At 69.3% G+C, this 15,217-nt stretch carries 11 protein-coding genes; 3 read left to right on the top strand and 8 right to left on the bottom strand.

Translation table 11 applies throughout. The features are described from left to right. The first annotated feature begins 8 nt into the window (after positions 1–8). Positions 9–716 carry a L,D-transpeptidase family protein gene (locus tag NVS89_RS21920; protein WP_258734906.1) on the top strand — a complete coding sequence of 236 codons (708 nt, stop codon included), beginning with the start codon at positions 9–11 and terminating at the stop codon, positions 714–716. 69 nt (positions 717–785) lie between these two features. Here NVS89_RS21920 and NVS89_RS21915 read toward each other — a convergent pair whose 3' ends face one another. Further along, a complete protein-coding gene (locus tag NVS89_RS21915; protein ID WP_374114625.1) occupies positions 786–1,802 on the bottom strand; it encodes an aldo/keto reductase in 1,017 nt (338 codons plus the stop codon). 370 nt (positions 1,803–2,172) lie between these two features. Between NVS89_RS21915 and NVS89_RS21910 the strand changes: the two genes are divergently transcribed. Then, a complete protein-coding gene (locus NVS89_RS21910; RefSeq protein ID WP_258734904.1) occupies positions 2,173–5,409 on the top strand; it encodes an autotransporter domain-containing protein in 3,237 nt (1,078 codons plus the stop codon). A 135-nt stretch (positions 5,410–5,544) separates the two neighbouring features. Here NVS89_RS21910 and NVS89_RS21905 read toward each other — a convergent pair whose 3' ends face one another. The 4 genes from NVS89_RS21905 to NVS89_RS21890 all read right to left on the bottom strand — a co-directional run bounded on the left by NVS89_RS21905 (position 5,545) and on the right by NVS89_RS21890 (position 10,852). Then, a complete protein-coding gene (locus tag NVS89_RS21905; protein WP_258734903.1) occupies positions 5,545–6,894 on the bottom strand; it encodes an MFS transporter in 1,350 nt (449 codons plus the stop codon). A 107-nt stretch (positions 6,895–7,001) separates the two neighbouring features. Beyond that, the gene (locus NVS89_RS21900; protein WP_258734902.1) at positions 7,002–7,712 is read right to left on the bottom strand and encodes an ROK family protein; all 711 of its coding nucleotides are present in this window, start codon (positions 7,710–7,712) and stop codon (positions 7,002–7,004) included. Between the two features lie 13 nt (positions 7,713–7,725). Continuing rightward, the gene (locus NVS89_RS21895) at positions 7,726–10,224 is read right to left on the bottom strand and encodes a glucan 1,4-alpha-glucosidase (RefSeq protein ID WP_258734901.1); all 2,499 of its coding nucleotides are present in this window, start codon (positions 10,222–10,224) and stop codon (positions 7,726–7,728) included. Positions 10,225–10,402: 178 nt separating this feature from the next. Next, positions 10,403–10,852, bottom strand: coding sequence for a winged helix-turn-helix transcriptional regulator (locus NVS89_RS21890; protein ID WP_374114621.1), 450 nt, complete (start codon positions 10,850–10,852; stop codon positions 10,403–10,405). An 84-nt stretch (positions 10,853–10,936) separates the two neighbouring features. On the opposite strand from NVS89_RS21890, the gene NVS89_RS21885 reads away from it, so the two are divergent. Then, a complete protein-coding gene (locus tag NVS89_RS21885; RefSeq protein WP_258734900.1) occupies positions 10,937–11,671 on the top strand; it encodes an SDR family NAD(P)-dependent oxidoreductase in 735 nt (244 codons plus the stop codon). Between the two features lie 91 nt (positions 11,672–11,762). On the opposite strand, the gene NVS89_RS21880 is transcribed toward NVS89_RS21885, so the two are convergent. The 3 genes from NVS89_RS21880 to NVS89_RS21870 are packed head-to-tail and all read right to left on the bottom strand — an operon-like array spanning position 11,763 to position 15,216. Beyond that, entirely contained in the window at positions 11,763–12,542 is a 780-nt protein-coding gene (locus tag NVS89_RS21880; protein ID WP_258734899.1) for a creatininase, read from the bottom strand. Position 12,543: 1 nt separating this feature from the next. Then, on the bottom strand, positions 12,544–14,079 hold the full coding sequence (locus NVS89_RS21875) for an amidohydrolase family protein (RefSeq protein ID WP_258734898.1): 1,536 nt from the start codon (positions 14,077–14,079) through the stop codon (positions 12,544–12,546). Between the two features lie 39 nt (positions 14,080–14,118). After that, positions 14,119–15,216: an ABC transporter ATP-binding protein gene (locus NVS89_RS21870; protein WP_258734897.1), complete on the bottom strand. Its 1,098-nt coding sequence runs from the start codon at positions 15,214–15,216 to the stop codon at positions 14,119–14,121. Between the last annotated feature and the right edge of the window lies 1 nt (position 15,217).

Below are 15,217 nucleotides of genomic sequence, written 5' to 3'. Positions count from 1 at the left end.
TCAGGATCATGAGTATTGACGGCGGGAATGCCGATGCCCGCGGGCTCGGCGAGTTTACCCCGTTCGGACGCCCGGCAGGCGCTTTCAGCCGCCGGTCGTTTCTTGTCGGCTCGGCCGTCAGCCTCGGCGCGCTGGGGCTCGCCGGCTGCGCGTCCGGCGGCATGACCCTCGCCGAGGCGCAGAAGGTCTACGGGCCGGTGCCGGACGAGAAGTTCCCGATCCCCGCGGTCGACGTCAGCAAGGTCAATCCGAAGTACTACCGGCGGACCGTGCAGTACGAGACCAAGGAAGAGCCCGGCACGATCATCGTCGACCCCTCCAACTACTACGTCTACCGCGTCGACGGCGAAAACTCGGCCACGCGCTACGGCGCCAATGTCGGCCGCCAGGGCTTCCTGTGGAGCGGCGACGCCTATGTCGGGCGCAAGGGGGAATGGGCGATCTGGACGCCGCCCAAGGAGATGATCCAGCGCCAGCCCGAGGCGGCGAAGTACGCCGGCGGCATGCCGGGCGGCCTCGACAACCCGCTCGGCGCCCGCACGCTCTATCTCTACCAGAACGGCACCTACACGCTGTACACGATCTACGCCACCAGCATCCCCGAGACGATTGGCTCCGGTATCACCAGCGGCTGCGTCGGGCTGCTGAGCCAGGACATGATCGACCTGTACGACCGCACGCCGGTCAACACCAAGGTGGTCGTCCTGCCGGCCTAGCAGGACGCTTGAAGGGCCGGCGGGCTCCCCGCCGGCAGGCTCCTCGCGGGCAGGCACCTTGCGTCGCCGCTACCCCGTGCGCGCCGGCCCCTCGCGTCCCTCGATCGCGAATTTCGGATCGACCAGCCCGGGAGCGGCGGTGGCGCCGCGCGGGACGATGGCGTCGACGGTCGTCTCGTCCTCGGCGGTCCAGGTGACGTCGAGCACCGCCAGATAGTCCTGCCATTGCTCGAAGGTCCGCGGGCCGACGATGCACGAGGTCACGTAGTCGTTCGCCAGCACCCAGGCCAGCGCGAAGGCGGTCGGCGGCACGCCCCGTTCGGCCGCGTAGCCGGCGATGCGCATCGCGGCGACGACGGAATCGGGATGATAGGCGGCCTCCAGGATGCGCCTGTCCGCCACCGCGACCCGGCTATCGGGCGGGGGCGGCGCGTCGGGGCGGTACTTCCCGGACAGGATGCCCCGGGCCGTCGGGCTGTAGACGGCGACGCCGAGGCCGAAATGCCGGCAGGCGGGCAGCAGCTCGCGCTCGGCCGTGCGGTCCAGCGCGTGATAGAGCGGCTGGGAGACGACCGGACGGTCGATCCCTTCCTGGTCGCAGAGGGCGCAGAGCGCCGCGATGCGCCAGGCGCTGTGGTTGGACACGCCGAAATAGCGGATCGCGCCGTCGCGCTGGAGCTGGCCGAGCGCGCGCACCGTTTCCTCCATCGGCGTCAGCGGATCCTCCATATGGAGATACAGGATATCGACGTAGTCGGTGCCGAGCCGGCGCAGGCTCTGATGCGCCTCGTGCAGGATCCACTTGCGCGACAGGCCGCGGTCGTTGAGGCCGGGCCCGTTGCGATTGGCGAGCTTCGTCGCCAGCACCCACGCGTCGCGGTCGGCGGCGATCGCCTTGCCCACGATCTCTTCCGAGCGGCCGCCGGCATAGGTGTCGGCGGTGTCGATGAAGTTCACGCCCGCCTCGGCCGCCGCCGCGATCATGCGCAGGGATTCGGCTTCATCGGTGCGGGCACCGAAATTCATCGCGCCCAGCGCGAGGCGCGAGACTGTCAGGCCACTGCGCCCGAGGCGCCGTGCGGGCATATGCGTCGACATGCTGAAGATCCCGAATACGGAGCGGACTCCCGTCGCGCCCGCCATGAGGCGCGGCGGGAGGATAGCACCGATCCGCTCCCCCGCGCGGGCGCGACGGCGCCGATCACGCGCTTGCGCCCGCCGCGCCCGAAAGCTGACGCACCCCCGGCCACGGCAGTGTTGCGGTAGGATGACACCTTCCAAGAAAGCGCCCCGAGCGCGACAAATGACTTCAACTCATCACGAAATGCGTTTTAGCTGAAGGTGGGGCGGGACGGCGTGCAGGGGACGCCTTTAGAAAAGGGACAGAGCCGTGGTGGGGATCCGGCAGCCGTTCGGTCGGCTAATTATTGCAGTTTCCGTGGCTCCGGCCGCGATGATGTGTCTCTCGGCAATCGGCGGCTCGGCGGCCTTCGCGCAGGCTTCGGGCTGCGGCGTGTGGGACTGCAACACCCAGCTCCTGTCGAATTTCGGCACGCTCACCCAGTCGAGCGCCGGCATCGATATCCTGAAACAGAACCTCGCGACCGAGGTCGAGATCTATTCCACCTCCACCTCGACACAGAAGCAGACGGCGGCGCTCGACAGCCAGCTCCAGTCCCCGACGCTGTACTACAACATCTGGAACCACGCGGTCCCGCAGCTCAGCTACCTGTTCGACGCGGGCAACCTGCTCGCACCGGGAACGAATTTTCCCGACACGCACGGGGCCTACATCGCCAACACCTTCAATGCGGTCAACGCATTCGTCGACATTGCCGGCGGGCTAAAGGGCTATTTCGGCAACAGCTCCACCCTGAACAGCTATGGCCAGCAATATACGACTCTACCCACATACGCGGGTGAGGCCGCCGGAGATCCCCGCCCCTTCGTGGTGTCGTCCGAGATCCACAGCAATCCCTGGACCACCGACCAGGCATCGCCGCTGGCCGTGACGATCCAGCAATCCTCGAACGTGCCGCAGGGTTATAAGGCCCAGGACTGGGGAACCTATATCGACAGCTCGGCCTTTCCCAGCGGCCATTCCACCATGGGCAACACCCTTGCCCTGCTCACGGGCATCATGGCCCCCGAGTACTTCAAGGACTTCCTCAGGGCCGGCGTGGAGTTCGGCCTCAGCCGCAACATCTTCGGCGTGCATTACCCGCTGGACGTCATCAGCGGCCGCATCCTCGCCACCTACAACATCGCCCAGTGGCTCAACGGCGTGAATTACGACGGCGTCGTCGTGCCGGACGGCGACCCGGGAACCCTGTCCCTGCAGCCCGTGGACCTCGCGGCGGCCAGCGCGTCGCTGCAGGCCTATATCGGTTCGGGCGGAGGCTCGCCCTATGCCGCGAGCTGCGAGAACAACGTCATCGGGTGCATCCGCGCCGGCGTCATCCCGACCGCCGCGCGGTTCGCGCAGGACCGGCAGGACTATCTGAATCTGCTCACCTACAACCTGCCCGACCTCACCTCCACCACCGAGGCGCCCGTCGTGCCGGAGGGAGCGGAGGTCCTGCTGTCCACCCGCTTCCCCTACCTCACCGCCGACCAGCGGCGCGAGGTGCTGAGGACGACCGAACTGCCGTCCGGCAACGTGTTCGACAACGGTATGGGCTGGGCGCGGCTGAACCTGTACGCCGCCGCCGACGGCTTCGGCGCGCTCAATTGCGGCGGCGAAGGCTCGCAGGGGTGCATCCAGACGGTGACGATGAACGCCGCGCGCGGCGGCTACAACGCCTTCGACGTCTGGGCCAACGACATGACCGGCGATGGCGGCCTGGCCCTGCGGGGCAGCGGCACGCTCGTCCTCGCCGGCAACAGCCTCTACACGGGCGGCACCACCGTCGAGGGCGGCACGCTGGCCCTGACCGGCTCGATCGTCGGCCCGCTCTCCATCGGCCAGGCCGGCACCTTCTACAATGCCGGCACGGTCTCGGCGCGCGGCGGCTCGGCCGTGCACAATGACGGCGTCCTGATCAACGACGCGCTGGTCGACAGCAATGTGAAAAGCACCGGCGCCTTCGGCAATAACGGCACCGTCACCGGGAGCGTCGAGACGGGCGGCCTGTTCTTCGGCACCGGCACGGTGCAGCGCGACCTCATGGTGACCGCCGGCACCATCGCCCCGGGCAATTCGGTCGGCACCGTCACCGTAGGCGGCAATGTCACGCTGGCGCCGGGCACGACCTACCAGGCCGAATTCGCCCAGGACGGCACCGCCGACCTGATCACCGCCGGCGGCACCGTCGCGGTCGCGGGCGCGAACCTTCAGCTCAGCCTCGCCAGCCCGTATATGGGCCTGCGCCATTACGAGATCCTCGGCGCGGCGGGCGGCGTCAACGGCGCCTTTGCCGGCGTCAATGACCCGTTCGGCACCGCCTATCCCCTGCTCGACGCCGTCGTGTCCTACATCGCCAACGGCGTGGCGCTGGACACGGTGCGCAGCGAGGTTCCCTTCGTGGCGCTCGCGAACACCGCGAACCAGACCGCCGTCGCCGCCGCGCGCGACACCATGCAAGCGGGCAGCACGCCGCTCGACGACGCCCTGCTCTCGCTCAATGCCGGCACCGCTCCGGCGGCCTTCTCCTCTCTCTCGCCGGAGATCAACGCCTCGGCCAAGAGCGTGATGATCACCGACAGCCAGTTCGTGCGCCGCGCCGTGTTCGACCGGCTGCGCACGATGGACGGGAACAGCGGCGCCAACGACATCGCCGTCGCGCCGCTGTTCTACGGCGCGCCGGCGCCGGCCCCGGCGGCGAGCGCGCCCTTCCCGACGAAGGCGGCCCCCGCCCCGGCCGAGGCCTCGCCCGGCACGCTGTGGGCGAGCGGCTTCGGCAACTGGTCGTCGATGAACGGCAATGGCGACGCGGCGGGGCTCGACAGCACCATCGGCGGCTTCTTCATCGGCGCCGATGGCGAGTTCCAGGGCTGGCGGCTCGGCGTGCTCGGCGGCTACAGCTCGGGCAGCATCGACGTCGACGCCCGCGCCTCCTCCGGCGACAGCGACAACTGGCATGGCGGCGCCTATGCCGGGCGCAAATGGGGCGCGCTCGCCCTGCGCACCGGCCTCGCCTATAGCTGGCAGGGCCTCGAGACGACGCGGTCGCTGGCGTTCAATGGCTATACCGACACGCTCAAATCCGACTACGACGCCGGCACCTTCCAGGCCTTCGGCGAGCTCGGCTACGGCATCGACACCGCCCTCGCTCATTTCGAGCCCTTCGCCAACCTCGCCTATGTGAACCTGCACACCGACAGCTACGGCGAACAGGGCGGCAGCGCCGCGCTGGTCACCGAGGGGTCGACCAGCGAGACCGGCTTCACGACGCTGGGCATCCGCACCTCGCTGCCGCTCGCCGTCGCCGGCGCCGACATGTCGTTCTATGGCAGCGTCGGCTGGCAGCACGCCTTCGGCGACACGACGCCGACCGACGTGTCCTACTTCGCCCTCGGCGGCGCCTCCTTCATCACAAGCGGACTGCCCATCGCCGAGGACGCGGCGGTAGTGGAGGCCGGGCTGCGGCTGGCGACGTCGGAAAGGGCGAACCTCAGCGTCGCCTATTCCGGCCAGTATGGCGACGGCACCACCCAGAATGGCCTCAACGCGACGCTGAAGGTGAACTTCTGACGGTCGAGGCCCGCCGCCGGAACGGCGGGCAACCGATACGGTGGCGGGTCGGGGAAGCCGACCCGGCCGGACACAGGATCGGTGGCCGCGATGGCGGCCTCCTACCTCGGCGCGCCGGACGGTGGCCCGTCTTCCCTACCCCGGCCGCTCGACCAGCAGCCACGCCGCCCCCGCCGCGGCGAGGGTGCACAGGCCGGTGACCAGGAACACCAGCCAGTAGGCGCCGGTAGCAACCAAGAGCGTGCCGCAGACGGCGATCGCCACCGTGCCGCCGAGCATCTGGATCGACAGGTTCACGCCGCTCGCCTGCCCCTGCTTGTCGAGCGCTACCGCCCTCATCAGAGCCGGGCGCGCGGTGACCGCGATGCCCGGCATCACCGCGCCCCATAAGATCATGACCGCGCCGATCAGCACCTCGCTGCGCAGCACCGTGCCGATGCCGATCGCCATGACGCAGAGCGCGGTGAGGAAGAGCGCCAGCGTCAGCGGCCCGCGCGCTCCCCGGGCGTCGCGGATCCGCCCGGCGAGGCGCGAGGTTAGCAGGGTGGGCAAGATCGCGATCGAGACCAGCAGGCCGCTCGCGATCGGCGTCCGGCCGAGCACGTGCTGCAGATAGAGCGCGACGAAAATGAAGACGATGGTCTTCTCGAACTGGAACACGGCGAAGACGATGTTGCCGCCGGTGAAGGTCGGGATCGCCAGCAGGTCGAGCTCGATGAGGGGCGCGGCGCGCTTCAGCTCGACACCGACGAAGGCCGCGAGCAGCACGAGACCGCCCGCCAGCAGCGTTAGGATCGCGGGCGACGACCAGCCCCATTCGGTGGCCTGCATCAGCCCAATGGTGATCGCGGTGAGGGCGCCGACCAGCAGCACCAGCCCGGCCCGGTCGAAGCGGGCGAAGAGCCCGGGGGGCCGGACGACGGGCTTCTCGACATAGGCGAACCACAGGACGCCGACGGTGAGCAGCACGATCGGCAGGTTGATGAGGAAGATCCAGCGCCAGGAGATGGTCTGCGCGAACACGCCGCCGACCAGCGGCCCGGAAGCCATGAAGCAGCCGGCGAGCGTCGTCTGCACGGCGAACGCCATGCCGCGCCGCTCCGGCGGGAAGGTGTGGGTGACGATCGCCATCGAGGCCGGGAAGGTCACGGCGGCGCCGATGCCCTGCACCGCGCGCGCCGCAATCAGCCATCCGCCCGAGGGGGCGAGGCCCGCGAGCAGCGAGCCCAAGAGGAAGCCCCCCGCACCGGCGGGAAACACGACGCGCCGCCCCAGCATGTCGCCGAGCTTGCCGCCGACGGCGAGGAAGCAGGTGAAGGTGAGAAGGTACGCGTTGACGACCCAGTGGCTCTCGACCTGCGACATGGCGAGGTCCGCCGACATGGTCGGCAGCGCCACGCCGACCACGGTCTCGTCGAGCACGACGAGGCCGAGCACCGCGCTCGCGGCCACGAGCACCCACCACGGACGGGTGGTTTCGCTCAATTTGAACATCTCGCCCCCCGAAATTCCCCCGGCGATTGCCGGGGGAGTATCGACCGGGGAGGTGCCCGAGAAAAGCCGGGCGCGCCGGCGGAGCCGCGCTCCGGCGCTCAGCGCTTGCGCCAGAGCGCGGCCCCGCCGGTCAGGCCGGCGTCGTTCGAGGCGATGGTGACGTTGTCCGGCAGGTCGATCTCGACATGCTTGGCGTTGCCGCCGCCGAGATAGAGCCGGTCGTAGTGGAGCAGCACGTAGAGCAGCTCGATGACCCGCTTCACATGCTTGTTCCAGTGCTTCTTGCCGTGCTTCTCGTAGGACGCGACGCCGAGATACTCGTCATAGGTCTTCTTGTGGTGAACCGGATGGTGCGCCAGCTCCATGTGCGGCATCAGCTCGCCATCGCGGAACAGCGCCGTGCCGGCACCGGTGCCGAGGGTGAGCACCATCTCCAGCCCCTTGCCGGAGACGATGCCCATCCCCTGCATCTCGGCGTCGTTGATCAGCCGGGTCGGGTGACCGCCGAGCTGCTTCGACATGCTGTCGGCCAGCGTGAAGCCGGCCCAGGCGTCGGTGCCGAGATTGGGCGCGGTCAGCACCGTGCCGTGGCGCACCACGCCGGGAAAACCGATCGAGATCCGGTTGAAGGCCGGCAGCCGGCCCGCCATGCCGGCATAGGCGTCGAGCAGCGCCGGCGGTGGACAGGGATGGGGCGTCTCGACGCGCTCGCGCTCGGAGAGCATCGCCCCGTCCTTGTCGATCACCGCGGCCTTCAGCCCGGTTCCGCCGATGTCGACGGCGAGAATGCCTGCCGCTTTGCTGGCCATCTTCTTCACTCCCTCACTGCGCCGTTTCGGCGGGTTCGGCGACCCGCCGGCTGGCGTCGGGCGCCTGCGGGTCCTGGCTGCCGTGGAACATGGTGCCCTCGCCGTCGATGGCCACCGCGAAATCCGTGCCCTCCCACGTGTCCGCCCCGGTCCAGAAGAAGGTGAAGCGCAGGTGCCGGCCATGCGCCGCCCCACTGGTGGGCAGGTCGGCGATGTGGAGGCCGAAGGCGTTGGCGGCGGTCGGCGTGTCGTGGGTGGTGGCCCAGCCGTCGGCCGACCAGTGGATCACCGCCGGCGCGGGAAGCTCGATGCGCAGGATCAGGCCGGTCGGGATCGAGCGGAGCTTCTCGTTGAAGCGCCAGGTCCGGCGCGGCGAGGTCACCTTGTCCACCAGATAGCGCTGCACGGTCTGCGGCGGCATGTCGAACACCCGCCCGTCGCGCAGCGAGCGCATCAGCTTGATGTGCTCCGAATGCGCCCATACCAGCGGCATGGCGCTGCCCGAAGGCCGGCCCTTGAACAGCTCGCGCTCGGGGATGTCCTCGCTGTCCCAGACCTGTTCGGGCAGGAGCCCGCCGGGCCCGGCCGAATCCTCCAGCGTGACGAGAAGCTGCGCGGCGCGCACCAGATTGCCGGCTGCGATCTCGTAATGCGCGCGCTCGCCGGTCAGCAGCGGCCAGGCGCGGCCGATGCCGGTGCCGTCGAAGGGCGCGCCGTCCTCGTGCTCGCCATAGCCGTCGCTGTTGTAGCGGTACCAGAGCGGGCCCTGCGGCAGCTCCACCTTCAGCAGCGCGTCGATGGCCTTGATGGTGCCGAGTATGCGCGGGTCGTCCGGCGCGCGCAGGCCGAAGCGCACCAGCGCCAGCGCATCGGGGCTGATGAGCTGCGCCGCCGGCTTGTCGGTGTCGGCGGGCGGCCGGTTCTTCACCGGCACGAAGCCGTCGAGCGGCGAGGCCGCGTCGGCCGTCTCGACCGGCGCGATGCGCACATAGTAGCCCTCGACGCCGAGCTTCTCGGCGAGCTCGGTATTGGTGGCGAAGGTCCAGTGCTCGACGCAGTCGTTCCAGGCGTCGGCGGTCTCGCGCAGATAGCGTGCCTCGTCGCGACGGCCGGCGATCTCCATCATGTCGGCGGCGGCGAGCAGGGCGGCGATCTCGACCGCCAGCGTGAAGGGCGAATAGCCCGCATCCTCCTCCCAGCGGTCCTGCCCGGTGACCGGGCCGTTGCGCAGGATGAAGGCGGCGGCGCGCGCCACCATGTCCATGTAGGAGGCGAGCTCGCCATGGCCGAAATGGCCGCCGCGCCGGATCATGTCGGTCAGCAATATGGGGAAGGCGCACTCGTCCATCTGCACGCCGCCCCAATAGGCGGAGCCGTCCAGCCAGACGTTCTGCGACCAGTGGCCGTCCTCCTCCTGGATCGCCCGCAGATAGCCGAGCACGGACTTCGCCTCGTCGACCGCGCCGGCGGCGAGCAGCCCGCCCGCGTTCTCCACCAGGTCGCGCGGCCAGACGAGATGGTAGCCGCCGAGGTCCTCGTCGCCCTTGTTGAAGCCCCACGGGATCGACAGGCTGGCGATGATGGCGCCGGCGACCGAGCGCGGCTGGTGGGTGGCGAGCACGATGGTGCTGGCGCGGTAGGTGTTGATGTTGGAGCGGTTCTGCGGATGGTCGAGCGGCAGCAGCGTGCCCTGCCAGGCGCGCCAGCCCTGCACATAGTCCCGGCGCAACTCCTCGAAGCCGTCGAGCAGGCTGGAGACGGCGCGAAAGCCCGCCTCCTCCGGGCGCACCCCGAAGCCGAGCGCGATCAGCATCGTGCCGTCGCAGGCGGCGAGGTCAATCTCGGCGCTGAGCGCGACATTGCCGTGCTCAGCGCGCTGGTAGCGCTCGTCGAGGCAGCCGTCGTTGCGCAGCTGCCGCCAGCCGTCCGACGCGCCGACATAGCCGACCGAGCGCGCCTTCCACGGCACCGAGCAGGCGAGCGCGAGCGAGACGCCCTGCCGGCCGGAGCCGAACAGCATCGGCGTGCCCTTGTACTCGCCGACCCAGGCGGTGTTGTCCGCGCCCGCATTGACGAGGTGCGGGGCGAGCAGCGCGAACAGCCGGTAGTCCGAGATGTCGCCGATCAGCGCCTCGAAGGTGACCTGTTGCAGCAGTGCTTCGCGGCGGGTGTCGGTGATGATCTGCTTCTGGATGCGCCAGCGCCCGTCCTGCGCGGTGTTGAGCAGGTGATAGGCCGGCACGCCGTGCTCGAGCACGCCGACCTCGTGGTCGGCGTCGCGCTTCTCCTCGGCGAAATAGCCGTCCGACGAGGTGACGAGAAAGCCGAAGTCGCGCGTGCAGGCGGCGTCGACGCGCGGATAGTAGATCTCGTTGAGAATGCCGTGGCTGAGCGTGAACCACAGCCGGCTCGCGGCGGTGCGGGCGGTGCCGACGCCCACCTTGGCGCTCGACGTCCAGCGCGCCGGGCCGCCCGGCCCGCCCGGCGGCGTGATGGCGTTGTCCTCGTTCATGGATGGTTTCCCCCACATCATTGGGCCGCCGATCTTCGTCGTGGCCGGGCCATAACCTGAAACCACACGCGTCGGCTGCCAAGCCCGCTCGCGATTTTCGCAGCGGCTTTATTCCGGGGCGGAAGCCGGGATCGGGGGGGAGCGAGCGGGTATTTTCGTCCCCGCGGGGCCGGGAAAGCTAGCGCGCGCGGCCGTTCCAGGCTTCGCGCTGGGCGAAGACGCGGGCGACCTCGGCCATGTTCTCCGTGCCCCATGTGCACAGCGGCACGAGGGCGCCGGCGAGGCTGACGCCGAGCGGGGTGAGGCTGTAGTCGACGCGCGGGGGGACCTCCTTGTAGTCGGTCCGCTTCACCATCCCGTCGGCCTCGAGCTCCTTGAGCTGCTGGATCAGCATCTTGTCGCTGACGTCGCGCACGGAGCGTCGCAGCTCGCCGTAGCGGGTCGGGCCGCCCTGGGCGAGGAAGTACAGGATCAGCGGCTTCCACTTGCCCGAGATGACCCGCAGCGTGGCGTCGAGCCCGCAGGTGAAGCCCGGCAGCGTGGGCGTGCAGGCAAGGGTCGACGGGGGAACCGTCGACGGGGGAGTGGTCGATGCCGGCACGGTCGGGTCTGTGCGATCGGATGACATTTTCAGGTACTTACCAAAAGGTGCATACTTGTAGATAGGTAGGCACCCGGCCAACTCAGTGCAACCTTAAACAAGGAGCACATCATGAGCAGGCTACAAGGCAAGACCGCGGTGGTGACCGGCGGCGGCAGCGGCATCGGCCTCGGTGCCGCCAAGAGGTTCGTCGAGGAAGGCGCGTTCGTCTACATCTTCGGCCGCCGGCAGGAAGCGCTCGACGCCGCGCTCGCGGAGCTCGGGACGTCGGCGCGGGCGGTACGGGGCTCGGTGACCGATCTCGCCGATCTCGACCGGCTCTATCAGGTGGTGAAGGACGAACGCGGCGGGCTCGACATCCTGTTCGCCAATGCCGGCACCGGCATCATCGCCCCGCTCGGCGAGATCACGCCCGAGCATTACGACCAGACCTTCGACGTCAATGTGAAGGGGCTTCTGTTCACCGTGCAGAAGGCGCTGCCGCTGATGTCGTCGGGCGGGTCGATCATCCTCACCGGCTCGACCACGGGGGTGATGGGGACGCCGCAGTTCAGCATCTACAGCGCCACCAAGGCGGCGGTCCGCAACCTGGCGCGAAGCTGGGCGCTGGACCTGCGCGACACCGGCATCCGCGTCAACGTGCTCTCGCCCGGGCCGACCCGCACCGAGCTGGCGATGGAAGTGGTGGGCCAGGACGTGCTGGAGGCGCTCGGCGCCACGACGCCGCTCGGGCGCGTGGGCGACCCGTCCGAGACCGGGGCGGTGGCCGCCTTCCTCGCCTCCTCGGACAGCAGCTTCATGACCGGCGGCGAGGTGTTCGTCGACGGCGGCCTGGCGCAGGTCTGAGGCGCAGGGCTCCGAACGCAAGAGCTCCGACCACAAGGGCTCCGGTGACGCACCGGGGCCCTTTTTGCGCGCCGGTGGCGACCTGGCAGCCTCATTCAGGGCCGAATGCCTCCCGCAGCGCGGCGGCGATGTCGGGCACCACCTGCGCCAGCACCACCTCGCCCTTCTGCGCCGAGGCGGCGGCCGCCGAGGACAGCACGCCGGTGTCCGGGATCGGGCCGGTATCGAAGGGATAGACGTCATAGGGCGGGAACGCCGCCGCCGGCCCATCGGGAATGAGCGCGCTGCGCACGAGATCGGGCCGGACATGCAGCATGACGGAGGTCTCCATCACCGCCGCGTGCTCCAGCTCCCAGCTCGGGAAGCCGTCCGGGAACAGCACCTGCTCGGTCGCCTTGGTGATGAACTCCCAATAGCCGAGCTTGATGATCTTCACGTCGTCGCGCCCCAGCATCGCCTGGTCGCGCAGGGCGAGGTCGGCGGCCTCGACGAGGAACCACTGGTTCTCCATATGGCCGTCGAACAGCACGATCCGGCGCACGCCATGGCGCACCAGCTCGTTGACGATGTTGCGCACGAGGCCGATCAGAACATTGGCGTCGAGGCTGAGCGTTCCGGGGAAATGGTTGCCGCCGCCCGATTTCGGCTGCGACTTGTAGCCATAGGCGACCGGCGGCGCGACGAGGCCGCCGACCCGCTCGGCGACCGCAGTGGCGAGGGCCTGCGGCAGCAGCGTGTCGGTGGCGAGCGGCAGGTGCGGGCCGTGCTGCTCCACCGATCCGATCGGCAGGAACACGATCGGGTTCGCCTTCACCCGCTCTACGAAGTCGTACCAGGTGAGGTCGGCGATCTGGGTCGGGGACGCGGCCATGTCAGAAGTTTCCCGACGGCGTGGCGGGCCACATGTCGCTGTTGCCGATCAGCCGGTGCACGCCGATGTCGATCTGGTTGCAGCGCCGGTGGATGGCGTCGAAATAGGGCTCGAACGCCTTGTTCGCCCGCTCCACGCCCGAATGGTACTCGTTGAAGCCCGGCATCGCCGCCCTCAGCTCGGCGAGCAGCGCTTCCTCGTCGACCTTGGTCAGGCGGCCGTTCTCGACCACGATCTCGCCGTTCACCATCACCTTCTCGATCGAGGAGCCGTTCTCGCAATAGACGAGGTGGTTGAGGATGTCGTTGCGCGGCGTGAAGCTCACCGTGTCGAGGTTGATGACCAGCAGGTCCGCCTTCTTGCCCGCCTCCAGCGAGCCGGTCTCGTGCTCGATCAGCGCGCTGCGGGCGCCGGCGAGCGTGCAGGCGTGCAGCACCTCGGGCGCGCTCACCCACTGGCTGTAATCCGGCGTCGTCACCTTGTGGATCAGGCCGCAGGCATGCATCACGTCGAACATGCGCGGCGTGTCGTTGGAGCAGATGCCGTCGGAGCCCAGCGCCACGTTGACCCCGGCGTCGAGGAGCTGGCGCACCGGCGCGATGCCCGCGCCGAGCTTCTGGTTCGAGATCGTGTTGTGCACGATCGACACCCCCGCCTCGCCCATCAGCGCGATGTCGTCCGGCGTCACCCAGACCGAATGGGCGATGGTGGTTCCGCGGTGCATCAGGCCGAGATCGGCCATGTAGCGCATCAGCGTCTTGCCGTAGAGCACCGGCCCGGTGACGCCCTGCACCTTGGTCTCGACGATGTGGGTGTGGAACGGCACCTTCCATTCGAGCGCCAGCTCGTTCGCCGCCTGCATCAGCTCGGCGGTGCAGCGCTGCGGCGCCGAAGGGGCGAGCATGAAGCGGATGCGCCCCGAGCGGCCATGGAACTCGGCGTAGGCCTGCCTGGCGAAATCGACATATTCGGCGGTGGTCGGCACGCCGAGCCTGGCGACCTCGGCCTGCAGCTCGGCGGGAACGTGCTCGCGCGAGAAGGGGATGGAATCGAGGAAGTCCTTGTCCATCACATGGCCGGAGACGGTGGCGCGGATGCCCGCGTCGTCATAGGCCTGCACCGCCGCGCCGAGCTGGGAGAGCGACTGGCGCGGGGCCTCGAAGATGTCGTCGGTGAGGCAGGTCACGCCGGTCTTCAGCGACTCGATGGCGACCACCATGGAGCGCAGATAGATCATCCGCTCCGCCAGCGCCTTGGCCCCGAGGATCGGGTAGGAATAGAGCATCCACAGTTCGAGCGGCAGGTTGTCGTAGCGGCCCTTGAACAGCGCCTCGCCGGAATGCAGGTGCGAGTTGACGAGGCCGGGCATCACCAGCTTGCCGGCGCCCTCGATGATGGTCGCGCCTTCGGGCACCGGCAGGTCGGGACCGATCGCCGCGATGCGGTCCCCCTCGATGAGGACGTCGCCGGTGAAGGGCGTGCTGCCGGACGCCCCGCCCATGGCGAGTACGGTGGCGCCGCGGATAAAGGTCGACATCGGATCACTCCATGACTGGATGCAAGCTGGAAAGCGCGGTCAGGCCGGCAGGAAGAAGCCTTCGTCCTGCGGCCAGCGGGCGATGACGGCGTCGCCCGGGCTGAGCGGGGTGTTCTCGATCTGGCGCAGCGAGCGCTGGATGCGCAGCTCGGCCCCGCCGGCGGTCTCCAAAAACACCGTGACCGAGGAGCCGACGAATTCGAGCGTCACCACCTTCGCCTCGATCTCGTTGCCCGCGCCCGAGCGCGCGGCGCCGAGGTCGATCCGGTCGGCCGCCACCACCAGCGTCACCTCGCCGCCCTCGCGCAGCGCGACGTCGGCGGGGCGCGGGGCGAGAGCGGTGCCGAACGGGCCCTCGACCCGCAGCAGCCCCTCGCCTGCCGCCGCGGCGGTGCCGGAGAACAGGTTGTTGCCGCCGACGAACTCGGCGACGAAGCGGTTGGCGGCGCGGCGATAGATCTCGCGCGGCGCGCCGATCTGCTGCACCCGCCCCTCGCTCATGATGACGACCCGGTCGGCCATGGCGAAGGCCTCCGAATGGCTGTGCGTCACGCAGACGAAGGTGATGCCGAGCTCGCGGTGCAGCCGCACCAGCTCGGACTGCATGCGCACCCTCAGATGCGGGTCGAGCGCGGAGAGCGGCTCGTCGAGCAGCAGCATCTCGGGCTCGAGCGCCAGCGCACGGGCGAGCGCGACCCGCTGGCGCTGGCCGCCGGAGAGCTGGTCGACACCGCGCTCGGCAAAGCCGGCAATGCCCAGCCGCTCCATCCATTCCATCGCCTTGCGGCGCCGCTCGGCCGCCGGCAGGCCGCGCTGCTTCAGCCCGAACTCGACGTTCTTCGCCACCGACAGGAAGGGGAACAGCGCGTAGTGCTGCCACACCAGCGGCGCCTCGCGCTCCCACGGCGCGTCCTCGTTGATGCGCCGGCCCCACAGGCGGATCTCGCCCCCGCTCGGCGTGTCGAGCCCGGCGATCATGCGCAGCGTGGTGGTCTTGCCGCAGCCGGACGGGCCCATCAGCGCGATGAACTCGCCCTTCTCGATCCCGAACGAGACGTCCGCCACCGCGACCGTGTCGCCGTAGCGCTTGGCCAGGCGGTCGATCTCCAGCATCGGGCCGGCTTTGCTTCCGGTCATG

It is taken from the genome of Ancylobacter mangrovi, from assembly GCF_024752355.1.
GTDB classification, from domain to species: Bacteria; Pseudomonadota; Alphaproteobacteria; order Rhizobiales; family Xanthobacteraceae; genus Ancylobacter; species Ancylobacter mangrovi.
The sequence above is the reverse complement of the archived record's forward strand: the minus strand, read 5'-3'. Positions and strand labels throughout refer to the sequence as shown.